Origin of the sequence: Neorhizobium tomejilense, from assembly GCF_964254135.1 — a bacterium.
Lineage (GTDB): Bacteria > Pseudomonadota > Alphaproteobacteria > Rhizobiales > Rhizobiaceae > Neorhizobium > Neorhizobium tomejilense.
On sequence record NZ_CAXUSO020000001.1, the window covers coordinates 3328356 to 3348508 of the forward strand.

Sequence of the window (20153 nt, forward strand, 5' to 3'; positions counted from 1 at the left end):
ACAGAGGGAACCACATGTTCGGAAAAATCCTGAAAACCGTCGCGGTCGCGGGGCTGCTCGCCTCCTCGATCCTCGCCGCGCCCGCCGGCGCCTTCGAGCGCACCGACAAGGGCAATGTCATTGTTTTCGGCGGCCGCCAGGCAATCCCGGTCCTCGATCCGCATATCCGCTACGACTGGTCGACGCGCATGATCCAGCAGTCGGTCTATGATGCTCTGGTCAAGTACGAAGGCAACCCGGCTGAGATCAAGTCCTGGCTCGCCGAGAAGTGGGAAACCAGCGCCGACGGCAAGAGCTGGACCTTCCATCTCGCCAAGAACGCCAAGTTCCACAACGGCGATCCGGTGACCGCCGAAGCCGTGCGCTACTCCTTCGAGCGCGGCCTGAAGCTCAACAAGGGCGTCGCCTGGATGCTCAAGGACTTCCTGGCGCCGGAAAACATCGTCGCCGTCGACGCCAACACCGTTCGCTTCGACCTCAAGGCACCCTATGCACCGTTCCTGTCCTTCCTGCCCTGGTGGTTCGTCGTCAACCCGGCTGAGGTGAAGGCCCACGAGGTGGACGGCGACTACGGCCAGAAGTGGCTGACCGATCATGCCGCCGGCTCCGGTCCGTTCAAGCTCGGCCGCTGGGAACCGAACGTCCTTTATGAGATCGAAGCCAATGCCGGCTACTGGAAGGGCTGGCCGCAGGGCGAGAAGAACCGCCCGGCCGGCGTCATCTACAAGATCATCCGCGAACCGGCCGCCCAGAAGGCTGCCCTGCAGCGCGGCGAAGCCGACATCGTCGAAGGTCTGACGCCGGACGACTACATGCAGATCAAGCGCGTGCCGGGCGTGGTCATCCAGGACCACAAGGGCATGACCACCTTCGGCATCAAGTTCAACACCCAGAAGGGTCCGACAGCCGACATCAACCTGCGCAAGGCGATCGCCTATGCGCTCGACTACGATGCACTGATCCAGATCTACAACGGCGCCGCTTCGCTCGAGACCAGCCCGCTGCCGGACGCCATGAAGGGCCATGTCGCCGTTCCCGGGATGCCGCGCAAGGATCTCGCCAAGGCGAAGGAATACCTCGCGAAATCGGCTTATCCGAACGGCGGAATCACCCTTCCCTATGTCCATGTCGCAGGCCTCGAAGAAGCCCGCCGCATCGGCCTGGTGCTGCTCGACAACCTGAAGGAACTCGGCATTACCGTCGAGGTCAAGCCGGAACAGTGGCCGAACATGGTCGCCGCCGGCTCCAAGGTCGAGACCTCGCCGGCCATGACCTCGGTCTTCACGACGCCGGTCTCGACCGACCCGGACGCCGTCGCCTACCAGTACCACAAGGCGAGCTGGGGCCAGTATTACGCGATGATGTTCTACGACAATCCGAAGGTCTCGGAGATGATCGACCAGGCCCGTGCCGCCACCAGCTGGGATGACCGCGCCAAGCTTTATGCCGACATCCAGAAGCAGATCGTCGCCGACCAGCCGGAAGTCTTCGGCATGCTGCAGAACCGCCGCTGGGCGCATCGCGACTACCTGCAGGGCTTCAAGTTCAGCCCGGTCCGCTTCACCGGCGAGGTCGATCTCTACCCGATGTGGGTGAAGGCCGAATAGAAACTGGCTTGCGTCCCCTCTTGCAGCCAGCATGATGCGCATGGTCCGGCCATCCCAACCGGCCGGGCCATGCGCAGTTTTTTAGAAGATAGCCACCGGAGAAGACGATGTTGACATTCGCCTTCCGCAAAGTGCTGACGCTGGTCGGAACCATGATCGGCATTGCGGCACTCACCTTCGTGATCACCAATGTCGCGCCGGGCGATCCGGCGCGTCTGGTCGCCGGCCCCAACGCGACCGAGGACATGGTGACGACGATCCGCACCGAATACGGCCTCGACAAGTCTCTGCCCGAGCAGTTCGTCGTCTATATGGGCGACCTCGTCACCGGCGATCTCGGCAAGTCGATCGTCACCACCAGGCCGGTGCTGGAAGAAGTGCTGCGTTATGCGCCGGCAACGCTCGAACTGGTCTTCGTCGCCATGGCGCTCGGCATCGTCGTCGGCGTGCCGATGGGCATGCTGTCGGCCGTCTACAAGGATGGCCCGATCGACCATGCGACCCGCATCTTCTCGATCTCGGGCGTCGCGCTGCCGGCCTTCTGGTTCGGCATCATCCTGCAGCTGACATTCGCGGTCGATCTCGGCTGGCTGCCGGTCTCCGGCCGTCTGCCGCTGGTCACCCGCCCGCCGCAGACCGTGACCGGCCTGCTCCTCGTCGACAGCCTGCTCGCCGGCCGGCTGGATACGTTCTGGACGTCGCTGCGGCACATCATCCTACCGGCGATCGTCCTCTCCTTCCCCTGCCTCGCCTCGATCCTGCGCGTCAACCGCGCCGAGATGATCGAAGTGCTGCAGTCGGACTATATCGTCGCGGCACGCGCCCACGGCATCGCCTCGTTCCGTATCGTCGCCATCTACGCGCTGAAGAACGCGCTGCTGCCAACGCTTGCGATGATCGGCCTGCGCTTCGGCTGGATGCTCGGCTCGACCGTTCTCGTCGAAACCGTCTTCGACTGGCCCGGCATTGGGCTTTATGCCGTCTCCTCGGCGCTTTCATCGGATTTCAAGCCCGTCATCGGCGTTACGCTGGTGATCGGCTTCTTCTTCATCGTCGCCAACACCCTTGTCGATCTCGCCTACGCGTGGATCGATCCCCGCCTCAGGAGCGCCTGATGACGACGCCCGTGGAACTCTCCCGCCTCCTCACCTTCCGCGAACGGCATGAAAGCAAGATCCGCCAGTGGCGGCTCTACGCCCACATGTTCGGCAAGAGCTTCTCCTCGATGCTCGGCCTCGGCCTGGTCGTGCTCTTTCTGTTGCTAGCAGCACTCGGCCCTTGGCTGGCTCCCTATCCGGAAGACACCGTCGGCGCCTTCAACATGGCGAACAAGCTGATGGGACCGAATGCGGCCCACTGGTTCGGCACCGACGAGATGGGCAGCGACATTCTTTCGCGCGTCATCATCGGCGCCCGCACGTCGCTCTGGATCGGCCTGATCATCACCGGCGTCGGCGCCGTGATCGGCGTGCCGCTCGGCATCGTCGCCGGTTATCGCGGCGGCTGGGTGCGCGCCGTCATCATGCGCATCACTGAGCTTTTCCTCGCCGTGCCGGGACTTGCTCTCGCGCTCGCGATCGTCGCCGCACTCGGCCCCGGCATCACCAACTGCGTACTGGCCCTGTCGCTCGTCTGGTGGCCCGGTTATGTGCGGCTGGTGGAGGCAAAGACGCTATCGGTCAAAGAAGAGCTGTTCGTGGAATCGGCCCGCTCGATCGGCGCCAAAACGCCCTGGATCCTCTGGCACCACATCCTGCCCAACTGCATGTCGCCGATCGTCGTCAAGATGAGCATGGACATGGGCATGGCGATCCTGTCCGCGGCAAGTCTCGGCTTCATCGGTCTCGGCGCCCAGCCGCCGGCACCTGAATGGGGCGCGATGATCTCGGTCGCCCGCACCTACATGCCGGACTGGTGGTGGTATTCGCTCTTTCCGGGTGCCGCGATCTTCCTGACCGTGCTCGGCTTCAACCTTCTTGGCGACGGCCTGCGCGACATTCTCGATCCCCGGAGCCGCGACCGATGACCGGACCTCTTCTCGACATCCAGAACTACCGGCTCGATATCGGCACCTTCGACGGCCCGGTGCATGTGCTGAAGGACATCAACCTGACGGTCAACCGCGGCGATACGCTCGGCATCGTCGGCGAAAGCGGCTCGGGCAAGACCGTGCTGGTGCGCTCTGTGCTCGGCATCGGACCGAAGGCCTCCAGGGTCGTCGAAGGCAGCATCGCCTTCGACGGACAGGACATCACGGCACTTTCGGAAAGGGACTGGACGAAGATTCGCGGCATCCGCATCTCGATGATCTTCCAGGACCCGATGACCTATCTGAACCCGCTCTTCACCATCGGGCAGCAGATTTCCGACGTCATCGCCGCTCATGAAAAGGCAGCCGGCCACGGCGTTTCCCTAAAGGCCATTCGCCGCGCCCGTACCGAAGAACTGCTCGACCAGGTCGGCCTGCCGAACCCTGCGATGTTGTTCGACCAGTATCCCCACCAGCTTTCCGGCGGCATGCGCCAGCGCGTGCTGATCGCCATGGCGCTTTCGGGCAAGCCGGACCTCTTGATCGCGGACGAACCGACGACCGCGCTCGACGTGACGGTGCAGGCGCAAGTGCTCGACCTCATCAATTCGCTGGTCGAGAAGCTCAACCTCACCGTCATCATGATCAGCCACGATATCGGCGCGATCGCCACGATCGCGAAACGCTGCGCGGTCATGTACAAGGGCGAGATCGTCGAACAGGGCCTGACGGCGGATATCCTCAGCGCCCCGAAGCATGAATACACCAAGCGCCTGCTGGCCGCCGTGCCGGACATCGATACCGCCGCGGCAAAGGTCCCCGCCGAACCGGCGGTCGGCATTCCGGCGAAACCCGGCGCTCTTCTGGAAGCGATCGACCTCAGAAAGGTCTATCGCAGCCAGTCCGGCAGCGAGGTGACGGCGGTCGATGGCATCAACCTGTCCGTCGCGACCGGCGAAATCTTCGGTGTCGTCGGCGAATCCGGTTCCGGCAAATCGACACTCGCGCGCATGCTGCTGCGGCTGATCGAGCCGACCTCGGGCGACATCGTCTTCGACGGCAGGAACATTTCCGGGCTGGCCGGCGAGCCCCTCCGGTTGATGCGCCGGCACATGCAGTTCGTCTTCCAGAACCCGCATTCGGCGCTCAACGGGCGTCACACGATCGGCGATGCGATCGGCGAACCCCTGCGCATCCAGTCAAACTTGAGCCGCCGCGATATCGAGGCGCGCGTCGAAGCGCTGCTCGACATCGTCCAGCTGCCGAAGATGTTCAAATACCGCTATCCGCATGAACTCTCCGGCGGCCAAAAACAACGCATCTGCATCGCCCGCGCCATCGCCCTCAATCCACGCCTGCTGATCCTCGACGAGCCGACCTCGGCGCTCGACATCTCGGTGCAGGCGCAGGTGCTCGACTTCCTGCAGGAGCTGCGCGCCGAGCTCGACCTCACCTATGTCTTCATCTCGCACAACCTTGCCGTCATCCGGCAGATCTGCGACCGGACCATCGTGATGAAACGCGGCGTGATCGTCGAACAGGGCGAGACGGAAACCCTCTTCCTGTCGCCGCAGCACGAATACACCAGGGCTCTGATCGAAAGCGGGCGCAAAACCTCGCGGGCAGCGAACTTGTCGGCCCCCGGCGGCTCGTAATGAAACATACCTTACCAAAAAAATAATTGTGCAGTGCAGCAACGCTTCCCATATAGGGGACATTGTCGTTGATCACTGCCACCCCGGCAATGATTGCCAGGAGGCATGATGAGATCGTTGTCGGATACGCTGGAGCGGCTCGCCCGCTTGAAATCACTGGGTTGGGAACCGACCGACGCACCCAGCCATCTGGAGGCGCTCGAAAGCTTCGGATCCAACCCAGGAGCGCTGGCAGCCAAGGTTTACGTGCCCTCTTTGCTTCCCAAACACCCCGCCCTTGTCGTCGTCCTTCACGGATGCACGCAGAGCGCCTCCGGTTATGACCACGGCACCGGGTGGTCGAAACTCGCCGAGCGGCACGGGTTCGTGGTGCTCCTGCCGGAACAGGTCCGCGCCAATAACGGCAATCTCTGTTTCAACTGGTTCCTTGCGGGCGACACGCGCCGCGGCCAGGGCGAAGCGCACTCGATCCGCCAGGCAATCGACGCGGTGGTCTCCCGGCACGGGATCGACACCTCGCGTATCTATGTGAGCGGCCTGTCCGCGGGCGGTGCGATGGCCAATACCATGCTCGCCACCTATCCGGAGGTCTTCGCCGGCGGAGCGATCATCGCAGGCCTGCCCTATGGCGTCGCCGCGACGGTGCCCGAAGCATTCGACCGGATGCGCGGCCACGGCCTGCCGGCACCATCGACGCTTCAGTCGCGGCTGAGAGCCGCGTCCACCCATCAGGGGCCATGGCCGACCATCTCGGTGTGGCAGGGCACGCAGGACAAGACGGTTGCAGAGGTGAATGCGCAGGCGATCATCGACCAGTGGCGGGCCGTTCACGAGGTCGACGCACCGCCCGACTTGTCGGAAACGGTCGACGGCCAATCGAGAACCGTGTGGAAGGACGTCCGCGGCCGGCGGGCGATCGAATATTACAGCATTGCCGGAATGGGCCACGGGACACCGATCGACCCCGCGCTCGGCGCCGAGAATGCCGCGCCTTATCTGCTGGATGTCGGCATATCGTCGACGCTTCATTCGGCAAAAAGCTGGGGCCTGCTTCGCGAAGGCGTCGAGCCACTGCGGGCGAAGAGCGACGGCGCCAAGCGGGCATCAGCTTCTTCCCAAAAGGCAAAAGAACCTGAAGGCATCCAGCAGATCATCGAGAATGCGCTTCGTATGGCTGGCCTGATGCGCTGACCAACTGCGCCGGATTCGCGCAGGATGAGGCCGGGACAGTAAGCGCGGCGGCGGCCAGGGGAGAGGGAATGGCCGCCGCCGGGCGCTCCGGCTTAAACGCCGGAAGCAGCAATATCCGCGTCGAGACGTTCGCGAGCCTTCTTGGGCAGTTTCGCGGTCTTGATGGCCTCCAGGTTCGCAGGAGCGTTGCCGACTACGACGAGGCCGATCATGCCCATGCCGACATGCGGCGCGCATTTCACGGCATAGGCACCCTCGACGTCGAACGTGATCTTGACGCTTTCGTTCATCTGGCCCTTGAAAGGCTTTGCGCCTTCCGGGATCAGCCCGTCGATGGTTTCGGCATTGTGGGACTTGTCGGTCGGGACGAAGGTGACGGTATCGCCCTTGGCGACCTTGAGGGAGCTCGGCTCGAATACCATCGCGCCGTCCTTGCCCTTGTTGAGCATTTGCACTTGGAAATCGGCAGCCGAAGCCACCGTTGCGCAGACAGCCGTAGCGATTGCCGCGCCGACCAGGGATGCCAAAATCTTCTTCATTTCCTTACTCCTTTTCTCAAAAGCCCTCGGCTTCGTTGAATTCACACTAGGGCAAAAAAGCTGGCCCTCTTTGACCTACGACAAACGGTTCGGAGTTTGCTCGCGGCCCGCTTTGACGTCGGCTTGGGGCGGACGGCGCGGATGACGATCACGTTGTCCAACCGGCCTGGCGAAGCGTCTTGAGCAGTGGCGCATACCACCGGGTGGACTTGACCAGGCGGAAGCCCAGATTGTCCGGCGGCGTCCCGACCGCGCAGCCACCGCCTTTCGGATCGCGGACGAAGGAACTCATCGGCGAGCGATGCGGACCCACGGTCACGTAGACGCCGCAAATCTCCTCGGAAGCGCGAACGGACCCGTTCACGTAAAGATGGACCCTGCGATGGCAGGTGGACGTCCATTCCCAGATGTTGCCGCCAAAATCGGCCAGACCATATTCGTTCTCCCCGAAACTTCCCGTCGGCCGCGGCACCGGATCGCCTGTCGCCCGCTCACGCGCTTCACGCTCGTAGTCGGCGAGCCATCGCAGCGCGGGGTTCTTGCTGTCCGGATCGAGGCCGAGAGCATCGTCCGGGAACCTCTTGCCCCCGGCCTGAGCCAGTTGTTCATCGGTTGGCAGGGTCCAGTATTCGCCGGTCACATCCGAGAGCCAGCGGGCGTAAGCCGTGGCATCGTCGAAGCTCACGCCAGTGGCGGGAACGTCCGGCCTCAACGAGGCCGCCTCAGAGGATTTGCAGGCGCGCGCGGCCACGCACTCCCGGTATTCCGAGGCGGTGACGTGATTTTTCGTGATCGTCAGGCCCGACGCCGCAACCACCGTCTTCATCGGCGGATCGATGGGCGCCGTGCCCTTCAGGAACTCTCCGTCGCTCCTGTAGCTGTAGCTGCGGGGAGGAACAACGACCGTCGCGGGCTCATAGACCGCGCCCTCTGGGGGCGCCGGTTTCATGAAACCCGCCTGGTGGAAGATACCCGCCGCCAGCACGGCGATCAGCGTGATCGGAAGCCCGGTATGGAGGAGCGAGAGCTTTGGCCTGTCGTATGTCCATCGCATGTTCGCCTCCCGAGGCGAAATCTAGCTTGCAGGGGGATGAAGGTCGGCCGGGGGCATGCACATCTGATGCTCCCGGCCGTTTCTGATCAGGTGCCGCTCGGCGCCAGGACCGACGTCATCAGGTCGTCGTTCCAATCACCGGTGACCTTGAAATGTGCCGCCGCGCCCAGTTCGAAGGCCTCGATCAGGTTATGGTTGACGTAGGCGTATATGCCGGGCTGCTGGAAGGTGTAGAATGCAGCGCCTGCCGCACCGCCCGGGATGAACCATGTTTCCTGGTCGATCTCCGGAGGGTTGGCGAACTTACCCGTAGCCCAGACATAGTCGCCGTGGCCCCCGATGAGGTGGGGCCGCGTATCGCGGTTCGCCTGCGAATGGACGATCAGCACCTTCTCGCCGACAGCGGCGGTCATGGCGTTCTGGCCCGTCAAGGCGCCGACGGCCCCGTTGAAGACGATGTGCGTCGGGGTTAGCGTCCGCATGACTTTGAGGGTGTCTTCATAAGCTTCGCCGGCGCTAGCGTATTTCTTGAACTTGCCGTTCTCGTCCCGCGGAACGTAGAAATCCTGTTCACCCACGTAGTAGATCTTGTCGTAGGTCAGCGGTTTCCCGTTACCGTCCTTGAGGCCATCGCGCGGGAGCACCATGATGGCGCCGTTCATGCCCGAGGTAACGTGCCACGGCACCATTCCGGGAGGTGCGCAGTGGTAAACGAAGACGCCGGCCTTGGTTGCCTTGAACCTGAGAATGGTCTTCTCACCGGGGTTCACCACCGTCAGCGCTCCGCCGCCCAAGGCGCCGGTGGCCGAGTGGAAGTCGATATTGTGCTGGAGTTCGTTCGTGTCGGGGTTGATGAGGGTGAGCTCGACGTAGTCGTCCTGATGGACGACCATGAGCGGACCCGGAACCGACCCATCGAAGGTCATCGCATTGATTTCGGTGCCTTCCTTGTCGAGAACGAGCTTCTTCTCCTGGATGGTCAGCGTAAACTCAACGACCTTCGGCGGGCCATCGGCTTTCTGAGCATGGGCATGGACGAAAGGTGGCTTCACGAGCTCGACCTTCTCGCGGCGGAGGCGCGAGAGGTCGCCCGGCTTCATCTTTGCGGGGGGCGCTTCGTCCGCATGGGCAAAGGAAGCCTGCACGACCGGTGCGATCGCGCCAACAAAGGCTGCCCCCGCAAGGATCGAGCGTCTGGTCATCTGAATCTTGTCGGTCATGGTTTCTTTCCTTCGGAACAAGGGGCGGAGTAAATCGCCGTCCTCTGGAAATAGAATTTATGTCTACGCCAACCTCTTCTCTTTGACGTGAAACAAACAGAGCATGGGCATTTGCTTGCGCTTTCGCAAGAAAACGGGGCAAATCTAGTCCTATGCGGATTTCAGCCTAGAGAGCGTGGTGGCGGATCGCATCCCGGTCCAAGGACATCCCCCAGCCGGGCGCATCCGGAATCTGGGCCGTCCCGTCAACGAGTTTTATCTTCTCCTCGTAGAGCGGCGTGAACCATTCCACGTATTCCAGGGAATGGGCGGTCGGGACATGCGCCAGCAGCTGCAGGCTCATTTCGGGGAAAAGATGTGATGAGATCGGCAGGTCAAAGCTTGCCGCCAGTGCGCCGACGCGGGAAAATTCGGTGACGCCGCCAACCCGCTGGAGATCCGGCATGAGAATGGAGGTGGCACCCGTTTCGATCATCCGCCGGAAACCGTAGCGCGTATACTCATTCTCACCGGACGCGATCGGCATCCGCAGGGCTTTTGCCACCTTCGCCGAATCCTCCAATGCGTGGGCCGGCACCGGCTCCTCGAACCAGGCGATATCGAACGGTACCAGCGCATCGCCGAGCTTGATCGCCGCATCGACGTCGAGCACCTGGTTGGCATCGATCATCAGCCCGATATCGCTGCCGATCGCCGCCCGAACGGCCTTCACACGCGGCAGGTCGATATCGATCCGCCCCGCAAGCCGCAGCTTCATCGCCTTGAAGCCGGCTGCGACGAAACCTTCCGCCTGCCGGACGAGCGAGGGAATGTCCTGGGTGAGCCAGAGGCCGCCGCTCGCATAGGCCGGGATCGTCTCCCGGCACCGGCCCAGCATCCGCGAGATCGAAAGCCCGGCGCGCTTGGCTCTCAAATCCCACATGGCGCCATCGATCGCCGAAATGCCCATGATCGAGACGCCGGTGAAACCGATGAAGTTGATACGTCGCCAGGCGTCCTGCCAGAAGGCGCCGGTATCGTCCGGATCGCGCCCGATCACCGCATCCCGCAGCACATGCACCATGCTGTCCAGAAGCTTCAACTGCTCCGGCCGGATGGTGAAGATCAGGTTTTCACCCCGCAATCCCTCGTCGGTGACGAGGTCGATCACGATGCAGGAGAATTGATGGATGGTCGCCGTGGCGTTGCCGAGCGGTTCGGCCAGCGGCAGGCTGACGGCGGTGGTGGTGAGGTCGGTGATTTTCATGGGGTCGTTACCGGTTCAGGGAACGGGGAGGTTCGGTGTAGATCGGATCGTCGACGAAACCGCCGCCTTGCCACTTGGCTTGCGACGAACCACTGTCCGGAATGCCGGGATTGCGCTCCAGTTCCGAGCGATAGATTTCCGAACTGTCCTTCGGAACCCAACCCAGGTAGGCGGAAGCGGAGTTGTCCCACCATTTCGGCTGATTGTCCGAAACACCCCAGATCGTCGGGCAACCGAGATAGGGAGCCTTGAAGACCCTCTCCGCAAGTGAAGCCATGTCGTCGAAGCTCAGCCAGATCGACAGCATCCGCACCGTCGTCGGCTTCGGCCAGCAGGCACCGATGCGGACGATCGCCGTCTCCTGGCCAAATTTGTGAAAATACATCTGCGCCAAACCCTCGCCGAAGCATTTCGAGACGCCATAAAGGCCGTCCGGCTTGGTGGGCCGATCGACCCCGATGAACTGGTTCTGCCGATAGAAACCGACGGTATGGTTGCTGCTGGCAAACAGGATACGCGGTGTTCCGTGCTTTCGCGCCGCTTCATAGAGATTGTGCAGGCCCCGGATATTGCTGTCGAGAATGCTGGCAAAGGTGTTCTCGGAAGGAATGCCGCCGAAATGCAAGATGCCGTCGCATCCTTCCACCATGCGCAGGACGGCATCGGAATCCGCCAGGTCGCAGGCAAAAGGTTCCTCATTGGCCGAGACGTCGTCCAGAGGAGAGATGTCGGAAACGCGGATGACCTCCGCCAGGTGCCCCAGCCGCCGGCGCATGGCCTTGCCCATGTTGCCGGCCGCCCCTGTGATCAGAAGCCGCTTCATCCCCGTTCCTCCTCGACATGCTGCCTGCAATCTAGAAGGTGCCTCGAATGCACGTCAACTCATAATATGACCTAAAGCTCGAAATAGGATATCAAGGCATCCGCCGCGCCACTCCGAGGTCAAAATGGCGCGAGATGCATTATTTTCTGGGCCCACCTCAGTTGACGAGGGTTATCTTTTCCGTCTTCATACAACGTAGCAGTCATGTGACGTCATACTCACTTGAGTGCCTGGAATGGAGGAACCCCAGATGAAATGGATGAAGCATGTGGCTCTGGCCACGGCTCTGACGCTGTCTGCGCCGGTCGGCGCATACGCAGATACCCCCGCCGACCAATTGATCGTCGGCCTCAGCATGAACAATATCCTGACCCTCGACCCGGCGGCGATTTCAGGCCGCGAGGCGACAGGCGTCATCGCCAATCTCTATGATACGCTGGTGGAACTCGCGCCGGACAAGAAGACCGTCAATCCGGGTCTCGCCAGCTCCTGGACGGTCGCGGATGACGGCTCGATCACCTTCACGCTGAGGGAAGGCGCGAAGTTCACGTCCGGCAACCCGGTCCGGGCCGACGATGTCATCTGGTCGATCAAACGCAACATCAGCCTTGGCCTGGTCGGCGCGGGCGTCTGGTCGTCCTTCGGTTACAAGGCCAACAATATCGACCAGCTGCTGACGGCCGACGGCAACAAGATCACCCTCAAGCCGGCTCAGCCGACTGATCCGCAGCTCACGCTCGACATTTTTGGCAAGCCGGATGCCAGCGCGGTCATCGACATGAAGACCGCCATGAGCCACGAGGCGAACGGCGACAAGGCCGCGGCCTGGCTGAAGATCAATGTCGCCGGTTCCGGCGCCTTCAGCCTGACGCGCTGGTCCTCCAACGAAATGCTCATCCTGACGCGGTTCGACGATTACTGGGGCGAGAAGCCCAAGATGAAGCGCGTGATCTTCCGGCACATGCCGGAATCCCAGACCAAGCGGCTGATGCTGGAAAAGGGCGACGTGGACGTCGCGGTCGGCCTTTCGGTTCCCGATATCGCCGCGCTCGCCAAGAACAAGGACGTAGAGGTGCAGAGCACGCCGAGCTCGGGCTTCTACTTCCTCGCCGTGAGCATGAAGGACGAGCGCTTCAAGAACCCGGATGTGCGCCTCGCGATCCGCCATCTGATCGACTATGACGGCATCAACAAGTCGATCATGCCGAACTACGGCACGAAGCGTCTTCGCCCGGTCGCCGACGGCGTCATCGGCAGCCTGCCCGATCCGGACTACAAGCTCGATGTCGCCAAGGCAAAGGAACTGCTCGCCAAGGCAGGTTATCCCGACGGTTTCCCGGTCAGGCTCCTGACGCTCAACGAGCCGCCTTTCACGGACACCGCCACCGCGATCCAGGCAACCCTCGCCCAGGCTGGCATCAAGGCCGAAATCGTCCAGGGCGCCGGCGACCAGATCTATGGCCCGATGCGCGAGCGCAAGTTCGAAATGCTCGTCGGTCGCGGCGGCGGCGGCCAGGAGCCGCATCCGCATTCCAACCTGCGCGCCCTCGTCATCAACCCGAACAACGCCGACGACGCCAAGCTCAGCGGCATCATCGGCTGGCGCACGTCCTTCTTCGACCAGCAGCTGAACGACATGTCCGCCAAGGCACTGGTGGAGCGCGATCAGGCGAAGCAGAAGACGGCCTATGAAGACATCCAGAAGCGATACGAAGAGCTCGTTCCCGCGCTGCAGCCGATCTCGGCGGTCATCGACAGCGTCGTCTATCGCGCCGACGTCAAGGGTTACGTGAACCACTACGGCTGGACGGTTCGTCTGCGTAGCGTGTCCAAGCAGCGCTGATCCACTCAAGCGATAAGTCCCTCCCAGGACGAGCGCTCGCAACCCCGGTTGCGGGCGCTTTTTTATGGGCCGCCAACGCTCGGCTGCGGACACGAAAAAACCGGCAGGGTGGACCTGCCGGCTGATGCACTCGCGGAGAGGGTTGGAGGGGAGGACGCCTATTCGGCCGCCTGCACCCCGAGAGCGTCATTGCGATAGGGCTCGCAGAGAGCCTCCATCATCTTGACTTCTTCGGCGGTCAGGTCGGTCAGCGGCGCGCGAACCGGACCCGTATCGAAGCCCATCAGCCGCACGCCGGCCTTGATGGCGGAAACCGCGTAACCCTTCTGGCGGTTGCGGATCTCCATGAACGGATAGAAGAAGTCGACGAGGATCTGGTTGGTGGCAGCCGTATCTCCGGCCCGGAGCGACTTGTAGAACTTCTGGGCCAGCGCCGGGACGAAGTTGAAGACCGCCGAGGAATAGGTGGTGACGCCCGCGCCGAGATAGGCGTCGGCAAAAAGCTCGGCCGTCGGCATGCCGCCGAGATAGGTCAGGCGGTCGCCCATGACCGCCGTGATCTTGCGCACCAGGCCGATGTCGCCGGAACCGTCCTTGAAGCCAACCAGATTGGGGCAGGCCTCGCAAAGGCGCGCCAGCGTTTCCGCCGTCAGGATCGAGTTGTCGCGATTATAGACCATCACGCCGATGCCGACCGACTGGCAGACGGTCTTGATATGCTGGTAAAGGCCTTCCTGGCTTGCATCCATCAGGTAGTGCGGCAGCAGGAGAATGCCATCGGCACCGGCCTTTTCGGCAGACTTGGCGATCGAGACGGCGATGCGCGTGCCGTAACCGCAGCCGGAAACGATCGGCGTGCTGCCGGCCGAAGCCTTGGCGGCGACGATGATCTCCGGAATTTCGGAAGGCTCCAGTGAAAAGAACTCGCCCGTGCCGCCGGCGGCAAAAAGCACCGAAGCATCGAAACCGGCCAGCCAGCCGACATGCTGCTCATAGGCCTTGCGGTTGAAGAGGCCATCATTGCCGAACGGCGTGACGGGGAACGACAGGAGGCCGGCGCCGAGCGCATGCTTCAGTTCATTTGGATCCATAGACATGGCAGTCCCTTCCTGGTTGATTTCCAGAAGGCTACCAAGTCATATTATGACTGTCAATAGTTGTATTATCTTTATGGGCGACTCAAGGACGCCGTATCAGAGATCGATAGCGTTGCTGGCTCCCCTTGAGATGCATGCGCATGGCGTCGCGAGCAGCCGAATCATCACCATCCGTGATTGCGCGGGCGATACGGGCATGTTCATCCTGGATCTGGGCCAGGTATTCAGGCGGCGAAATTTCGACCTCGCCCTCCTGCAGCAGCGATCGCGGGATCATCTGCTTGCCGATCGCTTCTAAGAGTTCCCGGAAACGCGGGTTGTTGGTCGCGTCCGCGATGGCCAAATGGAAAGCCCGGTCGCTTTCAACCGTTGCCGCACCGGCAGCGATCTGCCGCTTGATCGTCTCGAGACATTCGAAGATCAGTTCCTGCTGCGCCGGCGACGAACGGATCGCAGCAAGACCCGCAGCCTCTATCTCGATGGCAGCGCGGACTTCCAGCATTTCGATGATGGAGGAAACGCGGTTGGCATCCACGGTGCGGAAGCCCGCCTGCAGCCCGCCTTGCGGCGCCAGAACGAAGACGCCGACGCCATGGCGGACCTCGACGAGATTGTCGGCCCGCAACGAAGCGATCGCCTCGCGGATAACCGTCCGGCTGACCTCGTATTGCAGCGTCAGCCCGCTCTCCGTGGGCAGTTTGTCACCGGGCTTCAATGCGCCGCTCGCGATCGCATCCCGCATCCGCCGGCCAACCGTCTCGACCAGATTGCGGCCTTTTCGCGAGGGTGCCTCCCCGGTGATGTTATCTGCTCTCTTCAATGTCAGCCCGCTCTCTCGCTTTGCCATTTCAGCTACTTAGAGGGGTAAAACCTGCCCTTGTTGTCAAGCGCCGAGCAAGAATTTTATTGACGCCCAGCCATGGACCTATAGTATGAGATGACCTATGAGGTATGATGACAAGGCGAACCGGCGCATATTCACCGACGGCCCGCCCATGAGGAACGAATGCTCAAGAAACTGCTTTTAACCGGCGCCGCGGGGGGTGTCGGCCGGGCAATCCGGCCGATGCTGAGGGAGATCGCCGAGCATGTCGTGCTGTCGGATATCGGTGAGATCGCCGATGCGGGCGCCGGCGAAACCTTCGTCCAATGCGATCTGGCGGATGCCGCGGGTGTCGCCAAACTGGTCGAGGGCGTCGACGGCATCATTCATCTCGGCGGCATTTCCCTCGAAAAGACGTTCGACCTCATCGTCCAGGGCAATATCGTCGGCCTCTACAATATCTATGAAGCCGCCCGGCATAACGGCCTGCCGCGCATCGTCTTCGCAAGCTCCAACCATGTGATCGGCTACTATCGGTGCGATGAACGGCTCGACAACACGGTCGTGCCGAAGCCGGACTCGCTCTACGGGGCTTCGAAGGTCTTCGGAGAGGCTATTGCCAGCCTCTATTTCGAAAAATTCGGACAGGAGACTTTGTCCGTCCGCATCGGTTCGTGCTTCGACAAACCGGTCAACACGCGCATGCTGGCGACCTGGCTCAGCTACCGTGATTTCTTTTCCCTCTGCCGGCGCGCCTTTGCAGCGCCGCGGATCGCACACACCATCATCTACGGCGCCTCTGCCAACGACGAGCAGTGGTGGGACAATCGCAATGCCGCTTTCCTCGGCTGGAAACCCGAGGACACATCCGCAAAGTGGCGCGTCGAGGTGGAAACGGCGGCCGGCAGGCAAGACCCGACCGATCCCGCCGTCATCTATCAAGGCGGCGCCTTCACCTCGGCCGGCCATCCGGACGATGCGTGAACGACAGGCTTCCGCCGCCCGACGGGCGGCTCCGATCCGGCCCTCGCCGGGTCCCGACATGAAATGGCGGAGGTTCGTCCCTCCGCTTCTGACAGGAGGAATTTCGTGAAGATCGTAGACGTCAATGTGCGCGTATTCTCCCATACCACGCGCCGTCACCAGGATACCGCCGGCCATGCTCATCCGGGCCCGCCGCACAAGGTCAACCTGGCGCTGCTGACCATCGTCGACGACGACGGAGCGGAAGGCTATTGCTTTGCCGCGCCGGAAGTCGTTCGCCCGCACGTGATCGACAAGTTCGTCAAGAAGGTGCTGATCGGCGAAGATCCGTTCGCCCGCGAAAGGCTGTGGCAGGACCTCGCTCACTGGCAGCGCGGCAGCGCGATGCAGCTGACCGACCGCACACTTGCGATCGTCGATTGCGCCCTGTGGGATCTTGCCGGCCGCAAGCTGAACATGCCGGTTCACAAACTGATCGGCAGCTACCGCGAAAAGATCCCGGCCTATGGCTCGATCATGTGTGGCGACGAGCTGGAGAACGGGCTCGCGACGCCGGAAGATTACGGCCGGTTTGGCGAAACGCTCGTCAAGCGCGGCTACAAGGGCATCAAGCTGCACACCTGGATGCCGCCGGTCTCCTGGGCGCCGGACGTCAAGATGGATCTCAAGGCCTGCGCCGCGGTTCGCGAGGCGGTCGGTCCGGATATCCACCTGATGATCGATGCCTTCCACTGGTATACCCGCACGGAAGCGCTGGAACTCGGCAGGGGCCTCGAAAAGCTCGGCTTCGACTGGATCGAAGAGCCGATGGACGAGCAGAGTTCCGCCTCCTACGCCTGGCTTGCGGAAAACCTCGACATTCCGGTCCTCGGACCGGAAAGCGCCGGCGGCAAGCATTTCAGCCGCGCCGAATGGATCACCTCGAAGGCCTGCGACATCCTGCGCACCGGCGTCCACGACGTCGGCGGCATCAGCCCGGCAATGAAGACCATGCATCTGGCCGAATCCTTCGGCATGAACTGCGAAATTCACGGCAATGGCGCTCCGAACCTGATCATTGCTGCCTGCACCAAGAATGCGAAATGGTACGAGCGCGGCCTGCTGCACCCGTTCCTCGAATATGACGACGGTTTCGAATACCTGAACGCCCTCGTCGACCCGATGGACGAAGACGGTTTCGTTCATATTTCCGACAAGCCGGGCATGGGCGAGGACATCAACTTCGACTTCATCAACGCCAATCTGGTCGAGTGAACCGTTTATTCTGCCTCCCAAGCTTGTCGTCTGTGATTGGATCCTCGGGCCGAGCCCGAGGATGACGACGGAGAGGGTGTGCCCCGGTCCAAAGCAAGCAACGCAATGGGCCAAAACGGTACTTTTGGGAGAGTGAGCTCCCCACATGCTCGTCATCCTCGGGCTCGACCCGAGGATCCATCACCGAGAATTAAAAGCCTTTGGCAACACACTCCGGAGCCCCGCGCAGTCGCCTGCCGTGGTTTTCAAAGATCGGAGAGCCCACACGAATGCGGAACCTCATAGTAAAATAATAGTATGGCTCCGCATTCGCGTGGCCTTCGGCGTTCTTTCGAGGCTTCCGGCCTCTACAGCTGATCATCTCGCCTCGCTGCGTGGCTTTGTTCGCGCCCATCCTTTCGGGACAGGCCTGCCACTTGCACGGCTCAACCGAACCGGACATGGCTGTCCGGGGGAGGCTTGATAGGAATGGTCGTCTTGCGACGCACCCTCCATGGCTTTCACCTCTTCCACCATTCCCGCACGTTACGGTTCCGATGAAAGCGCCGGCTCCCGCCTGCCCGCGAACGTCTCGCGAAACACTCCGGCGACGGAAGCGAGGGGATTGTAGGCATGGGCTGGGAAGGTGGGGATGAAGTAGGGGCTGTTTTTGCCAGTTTTCTTGCCAAATCATTGATTGTGCTGTGTGGCACCCCCCTCTGTCCTGCCGGACATCTCCCCCTCAAGGGGAGATCGAAGGAGGCGTCCTCAGTTGTCCCTCTCTGATTTGTGCAACGGCAGGAAGCTTGCGGGGAGTGGAATTCGGCAATGTCGAGGCTTTTGGCTGGAGAAGACCTTGCTTCTGGCCGATCTCCTCCCTTGAGGGGGAGATGCCCGGCAGCGCAGAGGGGGGTGCCTCGCGGCATTCTCGCGGCCATTCAGGAACCTTTAGAAGGAAGCAGGCTCGGCCAGAGCCAACCCCGCTTTTCGCGAAGGACCTGCCTTCCAACCCACCTCACATCACCCGATCGAGCCAGTCCATCGCATGGTCCTGCTGGTCAACCGGAAATGCATGGGCTGCGCCGGGCCAAAGCCTCGTTTCGAGGCAGCGTTCCGCATCGGCGGCCGCCCAGATCGCATGAAGTTGCTCTTGCGCCGCCAAGGCGGCAGGCACCGGAAAATGCCGGTCTTCGGCGCCGCTGAAGATCAGTGCCGGTTTCGGCGCGGCGAGGCCTGCAAAATGCGGATAATCGATCTTTCCCGCGATCGGCGGATGCAGCATGGAAAAGGCCGACTGGCCGCGAAGCTGGTTGTTGCCTGGCTGCATGAGGCCCTGCAGCGTCCCCATCCAGCCGCCGGCGACACAGGCGCTGGCATCGTCCGAAAGTGCGGCCGCCTGCCAGGCGCGGGAGCCGCCCAACGAATACCCGAAGCTCGCCACACGGCTTCCATCGACGCCGGCCAGCGCGCGAAGCCATGCCATGGCCTCGAGGTCTTCGAGCAGGATGACGGAGGCGTAGGAAACCCCGAACTGCATGAGATTGGCCGCTAGCGCCTGCTGCGCTTCGTAACCGTTGCCTTTCCGGCTGCCCCAGCCGAGCGCATCGGCGCAAAGCACAGTGTAACCGCGCCGGGCGAGTTCGTTGCCGACATGCCGGCCGCCGTAAAGTTTCGCCGCCCATCGATCCGTGTCCGCTGCGATCTCGGAAACCTCGCCGGAGCGGCGGATCATCTTCTCCTTGCCGATCGAGAAGAACGAGCCGTGGTCGTGCAGCAGCAGCGCGGCAGGCGTAGCGCCATTTGTATCTGGGCGAAGGAGATAGGCTCGCGTCGTTTCGCCGTTCGAAAAGCCGAGTTCGAGCTCCTGGGCCCTGCATCCGTCTTCAGCCCACTCCGTGACGACGGACGCGCTTGCGGGCGCGATCCGCCCGACGCCGAGTGCCTGCCGTACCTTGTTCCGTGTGCGGTCCTTCCAGTCGGAAAAGCCTTCCGCCGCCGGCTGGAAATTCCAGTCGAACGAGAGGTTGTCGCGCAGCCTCGCCGCGAGGCTGGACATGTTCTCGCTGTCGATCATTTCTCCTGCCGCAGCCGTTCGAGCATCCGGTCGCGGCTGTCGCCCAGGTGCTTGCGCATCGCTCCGCGCGCGCCTTCCACGTCGCGGGCTTCGATTGCCTTGAGGATGGCACGGTGTTCTTCATTGACGCGTGCGAGATGCACGGAGAGGCTCGCGTCATCGACCGCATGGGTCGAAAGCCGCATGCGCGGCATCAGGGTTTCGCCGAGATAGTTGAAGATACGGAAAAAGTGCTCGTTATGGCTGGCGGTGGCAACGGCGCGGTGGAAATCGAAATCCGCCTGCGTGTCCCGGCTTGCACGGCGGACGGCGACATCCATCGCCTTGCAGGCCGCGGTCATGGCCTGGATATCCGCCTGGGTCCGCCGGTCGGCGGCAAGTGCTGCCGCTTCCGATTCGATGCCGATGCGCAGCTCGAGCCCCTTCACCAGGTTTTCGACCAGCATCAGGTTTTCATCCCCGAGGCGGAAAGGCGTCACACCCGCATCCTGACGAACGAAGACGCCGATACCGTGATGGATCGAGACGAGGCCGCTTGCCCGAAGATTGGCGATCGCCTCCCGAACAACCGTCCGGCTGACGCCCAGTTCGTCGATCAGCGCCTTTTCCGTCGGAAGCTTCGACCCGCGCGGATAGTCCCCAAGCTTGATACGCTCGGCGATCGTGCGCACGACCTGCGAACTCAGGGTCTCCCTGCGGCGCCAGGTAGCGGATGGGGCTTCGGCTGTCATCGGG

17 protein-coding genes are annotated in these 20153 nt (G+C 62.3%); 8 read left to right on the forward strand and 9 right to left on the reverse strand.

The annotated features are described in order from the left end of the window. Positions 1-14: 14 nt before the first annotated feature. From ACSQ3G_RS16600 to ACSQ3G_RS16620, 5 genes are all read left to right on the forward strand, one after another. A complete protein-coding gene (locus tag ACSQ3G_RS16600) occupies positions 15-1607 on the forward strand; it encodes an ABC transporter substrate-binding protein (protein WP_436110813.1) in 1593 nt (530 codons plus the stop codon). A 107-nt stretch (positions 1608-1714) separates the two neighbouring features. Next, positions 1715-2722 (forward strand): ABC transporter permease, encoded by a 1008-nt coding sequence (locus ACSQ3G_RS16605; protein ID WP_046604227.1) that lies wholly within the window; start codon positions 1715-1717, stop codon positions 2720-2722. Continuing rightward, the gene (locus ACSQ3G_RS16610) at positions 2722-3633 is read left to right on the forward strand and encodes an ABC transporter permease (protein WP_436110814.1); all 912 of its coding nucleotides are present in this window, start codon (positions 2722-2724) and stop codon (positions 3631-3633) included. The genes ACSQ3G_RS16605 and ACSQ3G_RS16610 overlap by 1 nt, the downstream gene beginning before the upstream one ends. Beyond that, positions 3630-5291, forward strand: a complete 1662-nt coding sequence (locus tag ACSQ3G_RS16615) for an ABC transporter ATP-binding protein (protein WP_436110815.1) — start codon at positions 3630-3632, stop codon at positions 5289-5291. The genes ACSQ3G_RS16610 and ACSQ3G_RS16615 overlap by 4 nt, the downstream gene beginning before the upstream one ends. 108 nt (positions 5292-5399) lie before the next feature. Continuing rightward, complete coding sequence (locus ACSQ3G_RS16620) at positions 5400-6482, forward strand: extracellular catalytic domain type 1 short-chain-length polyhydroxyalkanoate depolymerase (RefSeq protein ID WP_436110816.1); 1083 nt, start codon at positions 5400-5402, stop codon at positions 6480-6482. Positions 6483-6574: 92 nt separating this feature from the next. Here ACSQ3G_RS16620 and ACSQ3G_RS16625 read toward each other — a convergent pair whose 3' ends face one another. The 5 genes from ACSQ3G_RS16625 to ACSQ3G_RS16645 form a co-directional block, all read right to left on the reverse strand. Beyond that, a complete protein-coding gene (locus ACSQ3G_RS16625) occupies positions 6575-7021 on the reverse strand; it encodes a pseudoazurin (RefSeq protein WP_436110817.1) in 447 nt (148 codons plus the stop codon). 148 nt (positions 7022-7169) lie between these two features. Beyond that, positions 7170-8075: an SUMF1/EgtB/PvdO family nonheme iron enzyme gene (locus ACSQ3G_RS16630; protein ID WP_436110818.1), complete on the reverse strand. Its 906-nt coding sequence runs from the start codon at positions 8073-8075 to the stop codon at positions 7170-7172. 86 nt (positions 8076-8161) lie between these two features. Then, on the reverse strand, positions 8162-9295 hold the full coding sequence (gene nirK, locus ACSQ3G_RS16635; protein WP_436110819.1) for a copper-containing nitrite reductase: 1134 nt from the start codon (positions 9293-9295) through the stop codon (positions 8162-8164). A 166-nt stretch (positions 9296-9461) separates the two neighbouring features. Beyond that, positions 9462-10541 carry a mandelate racemase/muconate lactonizing enzyme family protein gene (locus tag ACSQ3G_RS16640; RefSeq protein WP_436110820.1) on the reverse strand — a complete coding sequence of 360 codons (1080 nt, stop codon included), beginning with the start codon at positions 10539-10541 and terminating at the stop codon, positions 9462-9464. Between the two features lie 7 nt (positions 10542-10548). Beyond that, positions 10549-11364 carry an NAD-dependent epimerase/dehydratase family protein gene (locus tag ACSQ3G_RS16645; protein ID WP_436110821.1) on the reverse strand — a complete coding sequence of 272 codons (816 nt, stop codon included), beginning with the start codon at positions 11362-11364 and terminating at the stop codon, positions 10549-10551. A gap of 259 nt (positions 11365-11623) precedes the next feature. Between ACSQ3G_RS16645 and ACSQ3G_RS16650 the strand changes: the two genes are divergently transcribed. Then, on the forward strand, positions 11624-13207 hold the full coding sequence (locus ACSQ3G_RS16650; protein WP_436111730.1) for an ABC transporter substrate-binding protein: 1584 nt from the start codon (positions 11624-11626) through the stop codon (positions 13205-13207). A 158-nt stretch (positions 13208-13365) separates the two neighbouring features. Here ACSQ3G_RS16650 and kdgD read toward each other — a convergent pair whose 3' ends face one another. Then, positions 13366-14298 carry a 5-dehydro-4-deoxyglucarate dehydratase gene (kdgD, locus tag ACSQ3G_RS16655; RefSeq protein ID WP_436111731.1) on the reverse strand — a complete coding sequence of 311 codons (933 nt, stop codon included), beginning with the start codon at positions 14296-14298 and terminating at the stop codon, positions 13366-13368. A gap of 88 nt (positions 14299-14386) precedes the next feature. After that, entirely contained in the window at positions 14387-15151 is a 765-nt protein-coding gene (locus ACSQ3G_RS16660) for a FadR/GntR family transcriptional regulator (protein ID WP_205836962.1), read from the reverse strand. Between the two features lie 159 nt (positions 15152-15310). Between ACSQ3G_RS16660 and ACSQ3G_RS16665 the strand changes: the two genes are divergently transcribed. Then, positions 15311-16111, forward strand: coding sequence for an NAD-dependent epimerase/dehydratase family protein (locus tag ACSQ3G_RS16665; RefSeq protein ID WP_436110822.1), 801 nt, complete (start codon positions 15311-15313; stop codon positions 16109-16111). A gap of 105 nt (positions 16112-16216) precedes the next feature. Then, positions 16217-17365, forward strand: a complete 1149-nt coding sequence (locus tag ACSQ3G_RS16670; protein WP_436110823.1) for a mandelate racemase family protein — start codon at positions 16217-16219, stop codon at positions 17363-17365. A 994-nt stretch (positions 17366-18359) separates the two neighbouring features. Here the strand turns inward: ACSQ3G_RS16670 and ACSQ3G_RS16675 are convergent. Next, positions 18360-19418 (reverse strand): dienelactone hydrolase family protein, encoded by a 1059-nt coding sequence (locus tag ACSQ3G_RS16675; RefSeq protein ID WP_436110824.1) that lies wholly within the window; start codon positions 19416-19418, stop codon positions 18360-18362. Then, the gene (locus tag ACSQ3G_RS16680; protein ID WP_436110825.1) at positions 19415-20149 is read right to left on the reverse strand and encodes a FadR/GntR family transcriptional regulator; all 735 of its coding nucleotides are present in this window, start codon (positions 20147-20149) and stop codon (positions 19415-19417) included. Before ACSQ3G_RS16680 ends, ACSQ3G_RS16675 begins: the two co-directional genes overlap by 4 nt. Between the last annotated feature and the right edge of the window lie 4 nt (positions 20150-20153).

What these genes read in the sequence shown, in the direction of transcription:
- ACSQ3G_RS16605 (WP_046604227.1), top strand. Translation starts at nt 1,715, where the DNA reads ATGTTGACATTCGCCTTCCGCAAAGTGCTGACGCTGGTCGGAACCATG.
- ACSQ3G_RS16620 (WP_436110816.1), top strand. Translation starts at nt 5,400, where the DNA reads ATGAGATCGTTGTCGGATACGCTGGAGCGGCTCGCCCGCTTGAAATCA.
- ACSQ3G_RS16615 (WP_436110815.1), top strand. Translation starts at nt 3,630, where the DNA reads ATGACCGGACCTCTTCTCGACATCCAGAACTACCGGCTCGATATCGGC.
- ACSQ3G_RS16610 (WP_436110814.1), top strand. Translation starts at nt 2,722, where the DNA reads ATGACGACGCCCGTGGAACTCTCCCGCCTCCTCACCTTCCGCGAACGG.
- ACSQ3G_RS16630 (WP_436110818.1), bottom strand. Translation starts at nt 8,075, where the DNA reads ATGCGATGGACATACGACAGGCCAAAGCTCTCGCTCCTCCATACCGGG.
- ACSQ3G_RS16625 (WP_436110817.1), bottom strand. Translation starts at nt 7,021, where the DNA reads ATGAAGAAGATTTTGGCATCCCTGGTCGGCGCGGCAATCGCTACGGCT.
- ACSQ3G_RS16650 (WP_436111730.1), top strand. Translation starts at nt 11,624, where the DNA reads ATGAAGCATGTGGCTCTGGCCACGGCTCTGACGCTGTCTGCGCCGGTC.
- ACSQ3G_RS16680 (WP_436110825.1), bottom strand. Translation starts at nt 20,149, where the DNA reads ATGACAGCCGAAGCCCCATCCGCTACCTGGCGCCGCAGGGAGACCCTG.
- ACSQ3G_RS16600 (WP_436110813.1), top strand. Translation starts at nt 15, where the DNA reads ATGTTCGGAAAAATCCTGAAAACCGTCGCGGTCGCGGGGCTGCTCGCC.
- ACSQ3G_RS16640 (WP_436110820.1), bottom strand. Translation starts at nt 10,541, where the DNA reads ATGAAAATCACCGACCTCACCACCACCGCCGTCAGCCTGCCGCTGGCC.
- nirK (WP_436110819.1), bottom strand. Translation starts at nt 9,295, where the DNA reads ATGACCGACAAGATTCAGATGACCAGACGCTCGATCCTTGCGGGGGCA.
- ACSQ3G_RS16675 (WP_436110824.1), bottom strand. Translation starts at nt 19,418, where the DNA reads ATGATCGACAGCGAGAACATGTCCAGCCTCGCGGCGAGGCTGCGCGAC.
- kdgD (WP_436111731.1), bottom strand. Translation starts at nt 14,298, where the DNA reads ATGGATCCAAATGAACTGAAGCATGCGCTCGGCGCCGGCCTCCTGTCG.
- ACSQ3G_RS16660 (WP_205836962.1), bottom strand. Translation starts at nt 15,151, where the DNA reads ATGGCAAAGCGAGAGAGCGGGCTGACATTGAAGAGAGCAGATAACATC.
- ACSQ3G_RS16645 (WP_436110821.1), bottom strand. Translation starts at nt 11,364, where the DNA reads ATGAAGCGGCTTCTGATCACAGGGGCGGCCGGCAACATGGGCAAGGCC.
- ACSQ3G_RS16665 (WP_436110822.1), top strand. Translation starts at nt 15,311, where the DNA reads ATGCTCAAGAAACTGCTTTTAACCGGCGCCGCGGGGGGTGTCGGCCGG.